Source organism: Corynebacterium ulcerans (assembly GCF_000767685.1).
GTDB lineage: Bacteria > Actinomycetota > Actinomycetes > Mycobacteriales > Mycobacteriaceae > Corynebacterium > Corynebacterium ulcerans.
The window spans coordinates 2,213,150-2,228,691 of sequence record NZ_CP009622.1 but is presented as its reverse complement, the minus strand read 5'-3'; the positions used below and the strand labels follow the sequence as shown (position 1 = coordinate 2,228,691).

The window sequence follows — 15,542 nt, the reverse complement described above, 5'->3', positions numbered from 1 at the left end:
TAAAATGCTTTTTTAGTGCATGTTATCTCTAATTAATGAGTTTGCGGGGGTAGCGTATATAACTACGAACGATGTTCGGAGTTAGGGTGGCCTTGCCATGATTTTCCCTGTTGAAAGTTCCTTATGTCTTATAAAACCCACCTCAGTACCCGAGATTTAATAAATGCAGGTATCTTTTCCGCCCTTTACTTTGTCACTACATTTCTTTTCGGAATGACGGGCTTTATAGGTCCTGCGTTTATGCTGCTCGGTTTTGCCCTCAGCACAATTATGGGCGGCGTCGTCTTGGCTCTTTATGCGGCAAAAACACCAAAATTTGGTGCTTTTGCCTTGGTCGGAATGGTAAACGGCCTCATGTTCATGATGACCGGACACTATGTGTGGTCGTTCATAGGATGCGTGGCTTTGGGATTTCTCGCGGACCTTCTCCTTCAAAAAACGTCAATGCCGCTGGACACAAGCTATCCCTTTGCTTATGCAGTTTTTTCGGTCTGGATTGTTATGCCTTTTGTTCCGTTGATCCTAAACACTGATGCCTATTACGTGGATATCGCATCTCAGATGGGGCCTGAGTATGCGGAAACAATGGCACGTATTTTTCAACCCTGGACGATAGTCGGAGTGGGTATTGCTGCGCTCGTACTCGGATACGTCGGTGGCGTTATAGGAATTCGAGTGCACCGTAAGTATTTTGAAAGCTCGGGTTTGTTGTGATTCTCAAGCAATGCGATCCGCGCACAGTAATTGTTGCTGTTGTTGTGATCAATATGTCGGTGCTCAGTTCTGCTTCCACAGCGACTCTTTTCCTATGCGCAGGATGTGCTGCGCTGGCGCTCTCTCTAGTGCGGATCCGATATGGTCTATGGTCCGTTGCATTTTTTCTAGGATTCTATTTGGCATACCGTGGAATCCTTAGTCTGCCAAGTGCAAACACGGCAATAGCTTTTCTAGCAGCAACGTTGATGTGGTTTAGCCGCTTCTCCGTCAGCGTATCAGTAGGGTTGTTTGCCTTAGCTACACTGACGCCTTCGAACCTTACTTCGGCCTTGCGACGCTTAAAATTGCCGCAGTGGTTGACCATCCCGCCTGTAGTATTCCTGCGGATTGTGCCCGTTATTCTCGCGGAGGCTCGGGCGATTTATGACGCCATGCGGCTACGAGGGTTAAGGCCGGGAGTATGGTCCTGGATTCGTCGACCTGTTCAATCCTCAGGGATGTTTATGATCCCATTACTTGGCGCGGTAATGAGGGTCGGAGATGAGCTGGCTGCTGCGGCGCTCGTACGAGGACTGGGCGGTGAATCATATCCGACTACTGTCACTACATTGCGGTTTCGAGTGGTTGATGCGGGGATATTATCGCTTCTTCTCGTGACGGTTAGCTCCTTGTGGTGGTCAGCATGACCCAACGCGCTGGTATCGAGATAAAGAACCTTAGCTTTGAATATGCTACGGGACCGTATGCGCTCCGGGGTTGTCTGCGTGACATTACCTATGAGATAAAACCTGGAACCACTGTGTTGCTTACGGGAGACTCCGGGGCGGGGAAAAGTACTTTTCTGCGACTCATCAGTGGTCTAGCTCCTCATTTTTATCCCGGCGAACTGAACGGAATCCTGCAACTTAGCACTTTGACGGAAAAGTTTGTCCCTTCGGAACAACCACTATCGCGAGCTATTGAATATAGCGCGAGTGTTTTTCAGAACCCTCGCACACAGTTTTTTACTGAACATGTAGATTCTGAACTAGCGTTTGGTCTGGAGAACTTAGGGGTTTCTCCACAAGAGATCCACAGCCGCGTAGATCGTGCGGTTGAGCTTATGGAAATTTCGGGCCTCCGGGGGCGCCGATTGCAAGAGCTTTCTGGCGGACAACTACAAAAATTGGCATGTGCTTGTGCCCTTACAACGCCCGGTGACATCGTGCTTTTCGACGAGCCAACGTCAAATCTATCCCCGAAAGCAATAGAAACATTGCGTTCGTGCATAACCCGGCTTCGTGCACTGGGAATGACGCTTGTTATTGCAGAGCATCGTGTGGGGTGCATGAAAGGCCTGGTAGATGAAGTTCTGTATCTGAGAGACGGGAGAATACAGAAAAGCTTTTCGGCTGAAGACTTCTATGCTCTACATGACACTGAGAGAAAACATTTGGGGTTGAGGTCCTTTGAGCCGGTACCGATAACGGATTTTCCTTCCTCGGATAGAGACGATCTCAGACTGGAAAATATCCGCTTCTCCTACGGCGATAATGCTGTGTTGAGCATTGATCATGTGGGTTTTGCTGCGGGTGAAGTGACGGTAGTGGTGGGCCCAAATGGTAGCGGGAAAACTACGCTTGCCCGTGTTATATGCGGTTTAGAAAAACCGGGTCGAGGGGCCCGAATTTCTTTAAACGGTCGCTCATTGTCTGCAGTGGCACGGCAACGAACTTGTTATCTGGTGATGCAAGACGTAGGTCGCCAACTTTTTGCTGCCACAGTGGAAGAAGAAGTGACCCTAGGACTTTCTCCGACGGCACGTAGTTATGTGGATACTCCTTTGCTCTTGAAGCAATCGGGTTTAAGCGGATACGAAAAGTGCCACCCGCAGGCTTTGTCTGGTGGACAGCAACAACGGTTAGTGATTGCTACCGCTCGTGCGCAAAAGTCCAAGGTTTACATTTTCGACGAACCCACCTCTGGAGTGGGATGGCGTCATCTCAAAGAAATTGCTCTTCACCTGCGTAGTCTCGCCGCACAAGGTGCCGTAGTCATAGTGATCACACACGATGCGGAACTCATTGAAGAATCTGCAACTCGGCTGGTGAATATGGAGAACATAAACAAAATAACTCATACATCGTGGGAAGAAGTGAAGGTTAATGACAACTAATGCGGTAGCAGAAGTTTCGCCGAAAGATAAGCTTAAAAATGGGCAGAAGGCATTGCGAAAATTGCTCAAGCCTGTTCGAGCCCAGCTCTATTGTGCGCAATTTATTGCGTTTTGTTCTGCGCTATTGTCTGTAGCTCCTTATATAGCGTTGGTGGCTTTGGAAGATGCGTTTGCACAAGGCAACGTGGGCTTAATAAAAGAGACTGTGAAATGGTTGATCGTTGCTTTTTTAAGCCAACTTTCTTTGTACTTCATAGCCCTTCTTATTTCGCATCTTGCAGATGCGAAACTGGTCAGCCTTAACCGGCAACGTATTATCCGTGCGATTGGACGTGCACCACTAGCGTGGTGTGGCCAAACAAATTCTGGAAAAGTACGCAAGGCGATAGAAGACGACACCATAACTCTGCATTCGCTGACCGCTCATGCTCCGGTGGATACGGTCACCGCGATTGCGACCCCTCTGGCTCTCCTACTTTATGTTTTTAGCATTGACTGGCGTCTGGGGATCCTTGCTGTTGCGACGGTACCTGTCTACCTCGCCATACAGGCGTATTCGATGAAAGGCATGGGAGACAAAACGGCAGAAATGGACACTTATTTAGGCGATGTTTCTGCTACCGCAGTTGAGTTTGCAGAGGGGATCGCCGTAGTGAAAGCCTTTGGGACCGTGGGGAAAGCGCATCGGCGTTATCAGGAAGCGGCGGATAGATTTTCTGCTTTTTACTACGCGTGGGTGAGGCCCTTATTAAAGGTCAGCGCTGTATCCGATTCAGTCATTGCGATTCCATTGCTGTTACTCATCAACGTTGGTGGTGGCTCAATACTTTTGGCAGCTGGTGAGGTCACAGTAGCAGAAGTACTGATAAGCAGCCTGGTTGCGTTTGTTATCCCAGGGACTATCCAAACCATGGGAATGATGATGTGGTCCTATCAACTCGCTGGTAACGCGGCACTTCGACTCGATGCCGTGATGTCCTTGCAAGCGGTGTCGGAAGGGAGCCGGAGCGTCGAGAAGCGTAATCCCACTGTGGAATTTGAACATGTGAGTTTTGCTTACTCAGGAGTTCCAGTAATAAAAAACTTTAGTGCGACGCTTGCGCCTGGAACCATAACAGCGCTGGTTGGGCCGTCTGGTGCCGGAAAATCAACTGTGGCGACTATGCTGGCGCGGTTTCAAGATCCCGATGCTGGGCGCATCATGATTGACGGCATAAATCTGCGCGAGCTTAGCTTCAGTTCACTTTATTCCACGGTTTCTTTTGTGTTGCAGGACCCCCACATACTGCGCATGAGCATACGAGACAATATTGCTTTGTATAGGACGGATGCCACGGATGAAGAGATTTGGGAGGCGGCCCGAGTAGCCCACATAGCGGCAGCTATCCGGGCGTTACCTCAGGGGATGGACACCATCGTGGGAGAAGATACGTCCTTATCCGGCGGCCAGCAGCAGCGAATTTCGATTGCTCGGGCAGTACTTTCGCAGGCCCCGATTTTGATTTTGGATGAGGCAACAGCGGCTACTGATCCCGATTGTGAGGCTGAGATCCAGTCGGCGCTTAGCACTTTGGTCATTGGGAAAACAGTTCTTGTTATTGCACACAAACCGGAATCGATCCGTGGGGTCGATCAAATAATTCATCTGACACCGGTTACAGAGATCCCACAGGAGGCCACCAATGTTTGATCCACTACTTTTACGGAGATTGGGGGAGCTACAAAGTGCGGATGGAAGAAAGCGCCGGCTTTATTATCTGATCCTCGTGACCTTTGTCGGGCTTTTCGACGGCCTTGCCGTGCTCATCCTGCTACCTGTTATTACGGCGCTTACTCGTGGTGAGTCGATCAGCAGCTGGCTCAGCATCTTGGTGGCTATCTCCGTCGTTTCGTTTGCGTTGAGGTATTTCTCGGCCATGGTGGGCTATCAATCTGCATTGGACTTTTTGAAAACAGGGCATTCTATTATCGGCGATAAACTTGCGACGCTGCCCCTGGGATGGTTTACACCAGCGCGAACGGGAGGAATATCGCGACTGGTTTCCGACCGATTCATGGTTGCCACAGAGACCCTGGCACACTTGCTGGGTACTTTTTTCCGCGAAGCAGCGGCATTAGCCGTCTTGCTCGTGGGCAGTTGGTTTTTTGATCCCCTTTTAGGGTTAGCACTTGTTATTATCGCACCATGCGCCCTCGCCGCGATGAAGCTGGCGAGCGTAATTCGGGGAAAAGCCTCCCAACAAGCCCTACCTTCGGGGCGAGAACTTTCAGCGCGGATTGTTGAATACGTTCGGCATCAACCTGTGCTTCGAGCGACTGGAAGATCACACAATTTCACGCCCCTAACTCAGGCATTAGAACGTGATCGGTCTGTCCGATTTCGTGAACTATGGCAGTCAACGGGCGCACTTCTGCTGAATGGAATAGTGGTCCAATTCTTTGTAGTAGCGCTCATCAGCGTCAGCGCGCATTTGTTTGTTGAAGGATCTCTTAGCGGCTTAGAAGCTATTGCGATTATCGGAATTACTTTGCGATTTACTCGATGCTTAGAACAAATGGGCACTGCTTTTGTTGGGCTGGATGTTGGTCGAGTTGCAGTGGCTGAAGCTGAGCCCATTGTAGGGTCTCCTGCATTACCTGAACCGATTTCTCCGGTGTCAGGGGATGGATCTGGACGCGTTGAGTTTCATAACGTCACCTTTGGCTACACGGAAAAACCAGTGGTCAACGACATTAGTTTTGTTGTAGAACCAGGGACTGTTACCGCAATAGTGGGACCATCGGGTTCCGGTAAAACAACTCTTGTGCGTTTAGCGTCTCGGTTCTGGGATGTTAACTGTGGTGCTGTGTTGATAGATGGTGTAGACGTCAGGGATTTGGGCACCACACGGCTCATGTCCAAGCTTTCCATGGTGTTCCAAGATGTCTATCTTTTTGATGACACTTTATTAGCCAATATTCGGGTTGGTCGCCCTGAAGCATCGGAAGAGGAGATTCGCAAAGCCGCAGAACTTGCCGGAGTGACCTCGATCGCTGAGCGTTTGGGCTGGGAAACACCGGTAGGGGAGGGCGGTGCTTTGCTTTCCGGGGGCGAACGCCAAAGAGTCTCAGTGGCACGGGCATTGCTTAAACAGGCTCCGATCGTGCTTTTCGACGAAGCCACGTCTGCCTTGGACCAGGAAAATGAGGAAAATATTCTGATTTCCGTAGAGAAATTACGTGAGCGTTCCACATTTATTGTTATTGCACACAAATTAGATACGATTCGCTCGGCGGACCAAATAATCGTTTTGGATGAGTCGGGTCGCATCTGCCAGAAAGGCACGCATGCCCAACTCTACGCAGAACCTGGATTGTATCGCCGCTTTTGGGAGCGTCGTAAGGCTGCAAAAGGCTGGGCGCTAAGCTAGGTTTATGACACCCCCAGGCTTAAAAACCGGCCCGAAGCCACGCTTTAACGAGCAGGATGCAATCAACGCTGCATTATCTATTGGCCTGGAAACTTTTACTTTGGCTCAAGTGGCAAAGAAGCTGGGGGTGGGTACTTCTTCGTTGTACCGCGTTATCTCGTCTCGGGATGATCTGGTGGCTGATTGTTTAAAATATATTGCCAAAGAATCTCTCTTAGAAGATTCAGATTGCATGTGGGATCAGCTTTTTTTAAAACAAGTAGATCTTTTATGGGAACTGTTTGAACGTTATCCGGGGCTCGATCACACCCTTATCACCATGCCGACGGCTACTCGATATTTCCAGGAATTCTTTGAAAAATTTACGGGACAACTACGCAGGGCTGGTTTTCCAGGGGACAAGAAGCGAATGGAATTTGCCATCGATTTTATATTTGACACGGTGGTATCCACGCATTATCAAATAGTGGCGGTACGCAGGCATTACAAGGAGATAGAGGCGGAAGAGGAGCGGGCGTTCTTTTTACCTGAGCCGTCGTGGATTGAAAGAGGCTGGATGGATAAAAAAATCCATTTTATTTTGAATGGTTTAGGCAAAGGCTTAGATCTCACAAATTCGTAGGGTTACCCACGAGATAAAAGGGGACGAACATCACGGTCAGGAAGTACTGCATGTGTCCTTACGCGGGCGTAGTGTGGGCTCAAAGTTCGAGGCTCACGCGAGATCCTAGGAGGAAATATATGGCTTATAAGACCACAAACCCCTATACCGGTGAAGTGCTCAAAGAGTTCCCTATGGCCACTCCAGAGGACATTCAACACGGCATTGCTTGTGCGGATGAAACTTTTAAAGAGTGGAGTCTCAGGCCCGTCTCGGAGCGGGTGGAGGTGTTGGCCAAAGCCGCAGAGATTCTGGAATCCAAGAAGCGCGAGTACGCGGAAATCCTGACATTGGAGATGGGCAAGCTTCTGGCAGAAGCCGAGGCAGAAGTAGATATCTGCATAAACATGCTGCGCTATTACGTGGAGAACGGTGAAGCACAGCTAGCTCCGCGCTATTTGCCTGCACAGGGGTTTGGTGCGCAAGACGTACAGATAGTGAACGAGCCTTTGGGTGTTCTTTATGCTGTGGAACCTTGGAATTTCCCTTACTACCAGGTCATTCGCATTGGTGCTCCGCAGTTCACCGCGGGTAACACTATCATCCTCAAGCATGCATCTAATGTGCCTCAGTCGGCGTTGAAGATGGTTGAGCTTTTCCGTGAAGCAGGTGCTCCTGAAGGGCTTTTGGTCAATATATTCGCAGGTCACGACGCTACAGAGACGATCATTTCCGATCCCCGAGTCCGTGGAGTAGCGCTCACCGGCTCAGAAGCCGCAGGCGCAGCGGTTTCCGCTATCGCTGCGAAGCATGTGAAAAAGTCCACTCTGGAGTTAGGCGGTGCGGATGCTTTCATCGTGCTCAATGATGCCCAGCTGGATAAAGCCGTCGACTGGGCGGTCTTTGGCCGACACTGGAATGCTGGACAGGTGTGCTGTTCCTCCAAGCGCATCATCGTTGAAGAGGGGCTTTACGACGCCTTCCTTAACCAATACAAAGCCAAAGTTGCAGAACTAAAAGCCGGGGACCCCATGGACCCCGAGACTCAGCTGGCGCCTCTATCCTCTCAGCAGGCAGCCGAGGACCTTGGAAAGCTAGTAGAAAAGGCGCGAAGCGAAGGCGCAACAGTAGCGGAGCTAGGCGTAATAATACCCGAGCATGGTTCTTTCTTCCCCCCGATGATTCTTACCGATATTCCCCTTGATTCCGATACCGCGCATGCGGAATTCTTTGGGCCGGTGTCGCAGATCTATCGTGCTCGGGATGTAGATCATGCTGTTGCGATTGCCAATTCTTCCCCCTTTGGTCTTGGCGGATCCGTGTTCACCGAGGATAAAGATAAAGCTCATGCCGTTGCGCGCCGTCTAGACACTGGCATGGTCTACATAAATCAACCCACTGGAGTGAAAGCAGATATCCCCTTTGGCGGAACCAAACGCTCCGGTTTTGGCCGTGAGCTCACTGACTTAGGGTTGCACGAATTTGTGAATCAGAAAGTGGTGGTGGTCACCGATATTGATGGCGATTTTTAAAATGTAAAGTTTAGTGGTTGGATATAGAAAATACCGTAAGAGGCTTATTGAGGGAGCTTCTTACGGTACTTTTTTGTGCAGAATGGAAAAGCAGCGTGGAACTCTGTGCCTGCATTGTCGTTTTTGAGAACGCTAGCGGGGGCGCGCTGGGTAAAAGTCCAGGTGAGGTTTTCTAGCGTTCTCAAAAACGACAAAAACCTTGGGGGGTTGAGCCGGGCAGCCTGCATTTCCATAGACAAAGGGGCCTTTTGCGGTCTGATGTGGGGACTTTGTCTATGGAAATGCAGGTTTTAGTGGGGATGCTGACAAACACAAAAGGAGCCGGAACATGATGAATACCATGCTCCGGCTCAAAAAATGGAGCCGATGACGGGAATCGAACCCGCGTATTCAGCTTGGGAAGCTGATGTTCTACCATTGAACTACATCGGCAATGCTGCTTAAGCAACGAGAGTTAGTTTAGCACGAATAGTCGGGGGTGTTACCAAAAGGGGCGTCGAAGCACGTAGACTAGTGCCGTGCTTTATTCAGACCACGATATTCGAGCCACAATTGACGCTGGTGAGCTCAGCATTGAGCCTTTTGACCCAGAGTTGATCCAACCATCGTCCATTGACGTCCGCATGGACCGTTTTTTCCGGGTCTTTAACAATTCCAAGTACACCCACATTGATCCAATGCTGCAGCAGGACGAGTTGACTAGTCTGGTGGAAGTTCCGGAGGGGGAGCCGTTTGTTCTGCACCCTGGGGAATTTGTCCTGGGTGCGACCTTGGAAAAGTTCACGCTTCCTGCTCATATCGCGGGTCGCTTGGAGGGGAAGTCGTCGCTGGGACGCCTAGGTCTGTTAACACACTCGACTGCTGGTTTTATTGATCCGGGATTCTCAGGGCACATCACGCTGGAGCTGTCCAATGTGGCTAATCTTCCTATCACCCTGTGGCCGGGGATGAAGGTGGGCCAGCTGGCGCTGTTTAAGATGACTTCTCCAGCAGAAATGCCTTATGGCACGGGTGCTTTGGGTTCTAAGTACCAAGGGCAGCGTGGTCCTACTCCCTCGAAGGCGTATTTGAACTTCCGTAACTAGTCAGATGCAGCTTTCCGTCATCGGGACGGGTTATCTTGGCGCAACTCATGCTGCCTGTATGGCCGAACTGGGCCATGAGGTTATAGGAGTTGATATCGACGCGGCAAAAGTAGCTGCGTTGTGTGCCGGAGACCCGCCCTTTTTTGAGCCAGGCCTCGCCGAGCTACTGGCGCGCCATAATGGGCGAGGGTTGGATTTTACGACCGATATTTCTCACGCCGCTCAGAGTGCGAGCGTGCATTTTATTACGGTGGGAACGCCGGGCTCGTTGGCGTCGGCAAGCATTGATACGGGGTGTGTTGAGTCGGCGCTGCGGTCTTTGGTGCCGCTACTACGCGGAACTCATCTCATCGTGGGGAAATCGACAGTGCCGGTGGGCACGGCCGCACGACTGGAGCGACTGTGCAGAGATCTGAGCCATCCGGATGCCGATGTGGAACTCGCGTGGAATCCCGAGTTTCTGAGGGAAGGTCATGCGGTCGGGGACACACTAAGGCCGGACCGTATCGTGCTGGGATCTCGCCCCGAGGGGCGCGCTGCTGCGATTCTGCGGGACGTATATGCGGAGGCGTTGGCTGGTGGTACTCCTTTGATTGCCACGGATTTTGCGTCGGCGGAGCTATCCAAGTTGGCAGCTAATGCTTTTTTGGCTACCAAGGTGAGTTTTATTAACGCGATCGCAGAGGTGTGTGAGGCGCAGGGCGGGGACGTGGTTGCGGTTGCGCAGACGATGGGTTGTGATGCCCGTATTGGCGCGGAGTTTTTGGGGTCTGGCCTCGGGTTTGGCGGGGGTTGTCTGCCCAAGGATGTGAGAGGATTCGCTGCCACGGCAAGCGACATGGGTGCCGCGGGGGCTGCGGAGCTGCTGTGGGGTGTGGAGAAACTCAATAGACAGCTACCTAGGGCCTATGCTGATGCGCTTAATCACATGCTTGGGGATTTGTGTGGTGCCCGGGTAGCGTTTTTAGGCTGTGCTTTCAAACCAGGGTCGGATGATGTGAGGGAGTCGCCAGCGTTGGCTTTGGCGCAGCAGCTTGCGCATAAAGGCGCATGTGTGTGCGTCTACGATCCGCAGGCGATGGCGACTGCTCGCAGCGTGGCACCAGAACTCGACTACGTGGAATCTGTTGCGCATGCGCTTATCGACGCCGACGCGATCGTCCTAGCCACAGAATGGCCGGAGTTTGTCTCCCTCGATCCGTGCTTCGCTGAAAAACTGGTTCGGAAGAAGAATATCCTTGATGCCAGGAATGTTGTGGATAGGCAGCGCTGGTCTGGTTGGTCGCTGTACCAGCGGGGTCGGAGGGGCTAGGCTCTCTAGGTGCACGTGAAGGAGGTGCATCATGGCGAAACCCGATAGGCGGATGTGGAAGATGAGCCCAGAGAGACTGGAACAACATCTGCAGCTGAAAAACCGGGCGCGAACAATCCCTGACAAGCGTAAAGAGAAGAATAAGAAGGCCTGCCGTCGTGATGGATGGCAGGCCTTCGGGCGTATCAGGGGGCGTACTGAAGCACATGTGCGTTAGAATTTCTTAATGCGCATGGTGTACCTCGGAAAGATACTGTTGGCTCTCGGTGGGATGGCATACGCCTCTTTTATTACGGAAGCCATCTATGGTTATCCGCTGGATCCCAAGTATGCGTACCTTTCAGAATATGCAGCGGCGGATAACCCACTGCGCTGGATTTTTGCTGGTAGCGATGTGCTTTCTGCCGTACTTGTTACGGTGGGAGTGCTTTGCTTTGTTTCTGTCGGTGCGCTGCGTGATCGGTGGACATGGCACCAGAAGACGATCTTGGCGGGTCTGCTTGTGGCCAGCGCGGCGACAATCTTGGATGTTCTATTTCCGCTTCCTTGCGCGGAGTCGCTTCCAAACTGCCCCGTGCAGTCGCATCTTAACGCCCATGTTTTTGCCTCAAGTTTGGCGGTTTCGGGACATGGGGCAATCGCTATAGCTGCAATCATTTTCGTGTGGAAGGAACTTTCCTCTCCTAGGAAGTGGGCCCTTATCCCTGTGGCTGCCGGGGTGGGTTTTATAGCTTCAACTGCGGCTTTGCTTTTTGCGACGGTAATTCAGGCGCCTATGGGATACGAGCAACGCGGCCAAGCATTTTTTGCCTGCGTACTCATCGTCACATCTTCGATTATTCTGCTTAAGCATGTGGATCGTTCTGCCAGGGTGGGCATGCCCAACAGATAACTACGAAGAGCTCGTTTCGGGGTTGGATGCCAAAATCCTCGATAGCTGGGAGAAACCGTTGAGCTCTTCCATCGCGGATCTGCGCGAGCATTTACAGCCCGGCGAAAAGATCAACATCTTTGGGCACTCCGTCGGGGGGTTGGTCGCCATGGAGTGGGCATGGCTGTATCCCAAGGAAGTCGATCGGTTGGTTCTAGCCGATCCCTCCGAACCCGTGCATGTGCGCAGAAGGCTGGTCCCGGAATGGCTCAAGGAAGGAACGAGTGCCGCCCTCGGCGAGCTTTTCCCCTTAGGACATAAACTCACCCAAGTGGCTAGTGGCGAGTCCAATGGCAGATTTTCGGAGCTGTACCGTCGCTTTGGCGGGAAAGACAATGCGCGTTTTCTCTTTGATGAATTTCTCAAAGTGGAGGCTCGGCAGCGTCGTTTAGCTACCGCTTTTGAGGGAAAGAACCCTGCACCGATGGCAAAAACCACGCTGCTGGTTGGCGCGGGCCTGGGTTTGCAGCGTGGTTTTTTGGAGTCACAGAGAAAGCTGGGGGAACAACTCCGCGCAGAAACTGTGTTCCTACGCGGCAAGAACCATATGTTCCCGGTTAACAGCCCCGAGCTGATCCGTCCGTATCTGGTTTAACAAAGGGGAAGGACAGAACCTCACGGATGTTTTGTCCGGTGAGGAACATGACCAGACGATCGATTCCGATTCCGAGGCCACCAGTGGGCGGCATGCCAAATTGCAGGGCTTTGAGGAAGTTCTCATCCAACTCCATGGCCTCGGCGTCGCCACCGGCGGCGCGCAGGGACTGGTCGGAAAGTCGAGCGTGCTGCTCCAGCGGATCCGCGAGCTCTGTGTAGGCAGTTCCTAGCTCCATGCCGCAGGCCACGAGGTCCCAACGCTGAGCGATGCGTGGCTGATCTGGGTCTGCCATCGTGAGCGGGGAGGTTTCTACTGGGAAGCCCGCGTAGAAGGTGGGGAAGACGGTGTTTGGTTCGATGAGTTCGTCGTAAAGCTCGTTGACCAGATCGCCCACGGTGGCTGCGGTGATGTTATATTTCTCTGCGATGTCTGCGTATTCGGAGACATCCGCGTCCGGAGAAATATGCTTGCCGACGGCCTCGGACACCGCGTCATAAACAGGCACGACGGGCCAGGATCCGCTCAGATCAAGGACCTGGCCATCCGCTGTAGTTACCTCTGGTTTTCCATAGACTGCGATCGCTGCGGAACGAATGAGGTCTTCCGTAAGAATCCGCATGGTGTCCCAGTTTCCATAAGACTGGTAGGCCTCCAGCGACGTGAACTCGGGATTGTGGGTGGCGTCCACGCCCTCGTTGCGGAAGTTTCTTCCTATCTCAAAGACACGAGGAATGCCGCCGACCACGAGGCGCTTGAGATATAGCTCAGGCGCAATCCTCAGCGTGAGATTTTGGTCGTATGCGCGGATATGAGTTCTGAAGGGGCGGGCATTTGCTCCACCGTGAATCGTCTGCAGAATGGGCGTTTCGGCTTCCATGTACCCCTGTTCCTGCAGGACAGAACGCACTGCGCTCACAGCCTTGGAACGAGCCATGAAAATGTCCGTGGCTTTTTGATTAAGCGCAAAGTCCATGTGGCGGAATTTAGCCCGCAAGTGAGGATTGCTGAGCGGCACGCGCGGCATCGGAGTAAGCGACTTAGCTGCCATATCCCAGGAAGAAACCAGCAGAGAGCGCGTTCCATTGCGAGACGTTCCCAACTGACCTGTCGCGGAAATCAGATCACCACGACTGACCAAGCGTTTAAACAAACGCAGCGTCTGCTCTGTGGTGCGTTCAATCACCAGCTGGAGCTTTGTGTGTTCCTCAACCAGATCTGCAAAGAGCACTCCACCATGATCGCGGATAAACGCGACCCTACCGGTGATTGAGACCGGGGCATCCGAATCACCCGATGCAAGCAGCTCTTTGATCGACGTAGTCCGAGGCACTGCCGGTGGATAAGGCTGCATGTTGAGGGCCTCAAGCTCCTCCAGCTTTGTCTTGCGCATGCGTTCCTGAGTCGACAGGGCTGGGGGCTCGATGGCCGGCATGAGTGCAGCGGCTTCAAGAGCGACGATTTCCTCGGGATCTCCCACAGGAGACCCATGTTCCTTCATCCACGGCAGGAATCCCTCACCACTAGCAAAGGCAATGAGGACACGGGCAGTGTGGAAGCCATTATCAATGCACAGGAAACGCGACTGCCACTGTGGGTGATACTTGATGTTGGACTGATACAGCGACTGGATCTGCCACCAACGAGAGGAAAGAAGAAGTAGCTTGAGCAGCAGCCGTTCCCTCAAAGAAGCAGCCACATAGGCGCCACGATCAAGGGCCTCGCGGAAAGTAACAAAGTTCAGCGAGAACTTGGTTACTCCAAGGCTTCCGGCTTCCTGTGCAAGACCTGTCACCATAAACTCGGTGACGCCGCCGATCGCATCAGGGTTTCGACGCATAACGTCTAGGGAGAGGCCTCGTCGTCCCCATGGGACAAAGGAAAGCAATCCCATGACGTTGTCTTCGGCGTCGTGAGCCGTGACTAGAACCGTGCGTGAGTCACGGCGATCACCGATACGGCCAGAAGCCATTGTGAACCCGCGTTCGTTGCCGCGTCGCCAAGTCTCAGCGAGCTGAGACAAACGTTGTAGTTCTTCGGCTGGAATTTGCGATTGACGCTGTACCCGAACGGTATATCCCGCTTTACGCGGACCTGCGATTTCCTTACGCACCTCCGGCATGTTCTTGAGGTGGAAATTCTCTGCGTCCACCACTGCTTCATCGCCAAGGGCGATAACGCTCATGCCTGCTGCTGAGTATGCTTTTGCCCCGGCCTCCGAAACAGAAGCAGCACCTAGGACCCAACCATTCTTACGGCTATGCTGGCGCCACGCCTCTACTGCAGCGGGCCAGGATTCCGGGTCACCGATAGGGTCTCCGGCAGCAAGACATACACCGTCTATAACACGGAAGGACACGGCCGCTTTTTCATCCGGGGACGTGATCAGACTGCGATCATAGCGAGTGGAGAAATACGCCAACGAGTCTTGAGAAGGAGGGCTGAGCAGTAATTTACGTGCAAGGAGCTGCTCCTCAGCAGTCGCAGCATCGTGTTTGCGCGATCCAAAGAGAATGGCAAGAGCCGCAAAAAGCGCAATAGAGGAAAGAATACCGCCGATAACGCGGATAAAGTGAGGGCTATGCAGGTCGGTTGGGAAAGGTGGTTCTGCAGGACTGAGCCCGATGGCTGTAAAGAAGGACCATGCCGCTGCAGCGCCACTGTTTTGGTGCTCTTGCAGAACCAGAACACCCCACATCACAGCAAACGAGATGATCAAGCCAACGATTAATGTGCTGAGTGCGCGTGCCCAAGAGCCGACAACCCTGGCAGGGAAGTCCTTGATTGCCCGGTAACCGCAGACAAGATAGAACAGAGAAAAAAGCGTAGAAACCGCAAACGCGATAATCGTGTATTGAGGAGCATCGCCGGTAATCTCGGGATCATTGAAGAACCCGAAGGCGAAGAAAATGATGCCTGACAGTAAATCAGGTACTTGGAACCCTAAGAGATAAAACAGCAAGGCCCCTCGGTGACCTCGCAGCATTCCCGAGGTAAGCAACACCATCAAAATGGTGATGAATAGAGTAGGAGTACTAGGGAAACCGAATAGTGAGAAAATAAAACCAATATTTATGGTGAGATCATGGTTTATATGTTTCAGCACCAAACCAATCAGTAGCCAGATCGTGGCTAACTGCGTTGTAAAGAGGATTACTCGGGTTTCCCAGCGTTTCTGCATGCAATCGATAATATGCAACATAG

At 52.2% G+C, this 15,542-nt stretch carries 13 protein-coding genes and 1 tRNA gene; 12 read left to right on the top strand and 2 right to left on the bottom strand.

The features are described from left to right. The first annotated feature begins 123 nt into the window (after nt 1–123). The 7 genes from CULFRC11_RS10035 to CULFRC11_RS10005 all read left to right on the top strand — a co-directional run bounded on the left by CULFRC11_RS10035 (nt 124) and on the right by CULFRC11_RS10005 (nt 8,415). Nucleotides 124–714 (top strand): MptD family putative ECF transporter S component, encoded by a 591-nt coding sequence (locus tag CULFRC11_RS10035; RefSeq protein ID WP_023636444.1) that lies wholly within the window; start codon nt 124–126, stop codon nt 712–714. Next, the gene (locus tag CULFRC11_RS11140) at nt 711–1,403 is read left to right on the top strand and encodes an energy-coupling factor transporter transmembrane component T family protein (RefSeq protein WP_080742807.1); all 693 of its coding nucleotides are present in this window, start codon (nt 711–713) and stop codon (nt 1,401–1,403) included. Before CULFRC11_RS10035 ends, CULFRC11_RS11140 begins: the two co-directional genes overlap by 4 nt. Next, a complete protein-coding gene (locus CULFRC11_RS10025) occupies nt 1,400–2,872 on the top strand; it encodes an ABC transporter ATP-binding protein (RefSeq protein ID WP_023636441.1) in 1,473 nt (490 codons plus the stop codon). Before CULFRC11_RS11140 ends, CULFRC11_RS10025 begins: the two co-directional genes overlap by 4 nt. Continuing rightward, a complete protein-coding gene (locus CULFRC11_RS10020) occupies nt 2,862–4,562 on the top strand; it encodes an ABC transporter ATP-binding protein (protein WP_038620850.1) in 1,701 nt (566 codons plus the stop codon). Before CULFRC11_RS10025 ends, CULFRC11_RS10020 begins: the two co-directional genes overlap by 11 nt. After that, nucleotides 4,555–6,282, top strand: coding sequence for an ABC transporter ATP-binding protein (locus CULFRC11_RS10015; protein WP_023636440.1), 1,728 nt, complete (start codon nt 4,555–4,557; stop codon nt 6,280–6,282). The genes CULFRC11_RS10020 and CULFRC11_RS10015 overlap by 8 nt, the downstream gene beginning before the upstream one ends. Before the next feature lie 4 nt (nt 6,283–6,286). Beyond that, the gene (locus CULFRC11_RS10010; protein ID WP_038620847.1) at nt 6,287–6,904 is read left to right on the top strand and encodes a TetR/AcrR family transcriptional regulator; all 618 of its coding nucleotides are present in this window, start codon (nt 6,287–6,289) and stop codon (nt 6,902–6,904) included. Between the two features lie 119 nt (nt 6,905–7,023). Next, nucleotides 7,024–8,415, top strand: a complete 1,392-nt coding sequence (locus CULFRC11_RS10005; protein ID WP_031270671.1) for an NAD-dependent succinate-semialdehyde dehydrogenase — start codon at nt 7,024–7,026, stop codon at nt 8,413–8,415. A gap of 358 nt (nt 8,416–8,773) precedes the next feature. On the opposite strand, the gene CULFRC11_RS09995 is transcribed toward CULFRC11_RS10005, so the two are convergent. After that, nucleotides 8,774–8,847, bottom strand: a tRNA-Gly gene (locus CULFRC11_RS09995). A gap of 86 nt (nt 8,848–8,933) precedes the next feature. Between CULFRC11_RS09995 and dcd the strand changes: the two genes are divergently transcribed. Genes dcd through CULFRC11_RS09970 form a run of 5 tightly spaced genes read left to right on the top strand, consistent with a single transcriptional unit; the run spans nt 8,934 to nt 12,338 of the window. After that, nucleotides 8,934–9,500 (top strand): dCTP deaminase, encoded by a 567-nt coding sequence (gene dcd, locus CULFRC11_RS09990; protein WP_013912502.1) that lies wholly within the window; start codon nt 8,934–8,936, stop codon nt 9,498–9,500. Between the two features lie 4 nt (nt 9,501–9,504). Beyond that, entirely contained in the window at nt 9,505–10,812 is a 1,308-nt protein-coding gene (locus CULFRC11_RS09985; protein ID WP_038620843.1) for a UDP-glucose dehydrogenase family protein, read from the top strand. A 31-nt stretch (nt 10,813–10,843) separates the two neighbouring features. Then, the gene (locus CULFRC11_RS09980; RefSeq protein WP_023636437.1) at nt 10,844–11,029 is read left to right on the top strand and encodes a hypothetical protein; all 186 of its coding nucleotides are present in this window, start codon (nt 10,844–10,846) and stop codon (nt 11,027–11,029) included. Nucleotides 11,030–11,038: 9 nt separating this feature from the next. Next, complete coding sequence (locus CULFRC11_RS09975; RefSeq protein WP_023636436.1) at nt 11,039–11,704, top strand: DUF998 domain-containing protein; 666 nt, start codon at nt 11,039–11,041, stop codon at nt 11,702–11,704. A gap of 22 nt (nt 11,705–11,726) precedes the next feature. Further along, the gene (locus CULFRC11_RS09970; RefSeq protein ID WP_031270667.1) at nt 11,727–12,338 is read left to right on the top strand and encodes an alpha/beta fold hydrolase; all 612 of its coding nucleotides are present in this window, start codon (nt 11,727–11,729) and stop codon (nt 12,336–12,338) included. On the opposite strand, the gene lysX is transcribed toward CULFRC11_RS09970, so the two are convergent. Next, a complete protein-coding gene (gene lysX / locus CULFRC11_RS09965) occupies nt 12,301–15,540 on the bottom strand; it encodes a bifunctional lysylphosphatidylglycerol synthetase/lysine--tRNA ligase LysX (RefSeq protein WP_023636434.1) in 3,240 nt (1,079 codons plus the stop codon). The two genes, CULFRC11_RS09970 and lysX, sit on opposite strands and share 38 nt — an antisense overlap. Nucleotides 15,541–15,542: the final 2 nt, after the last annotated feature.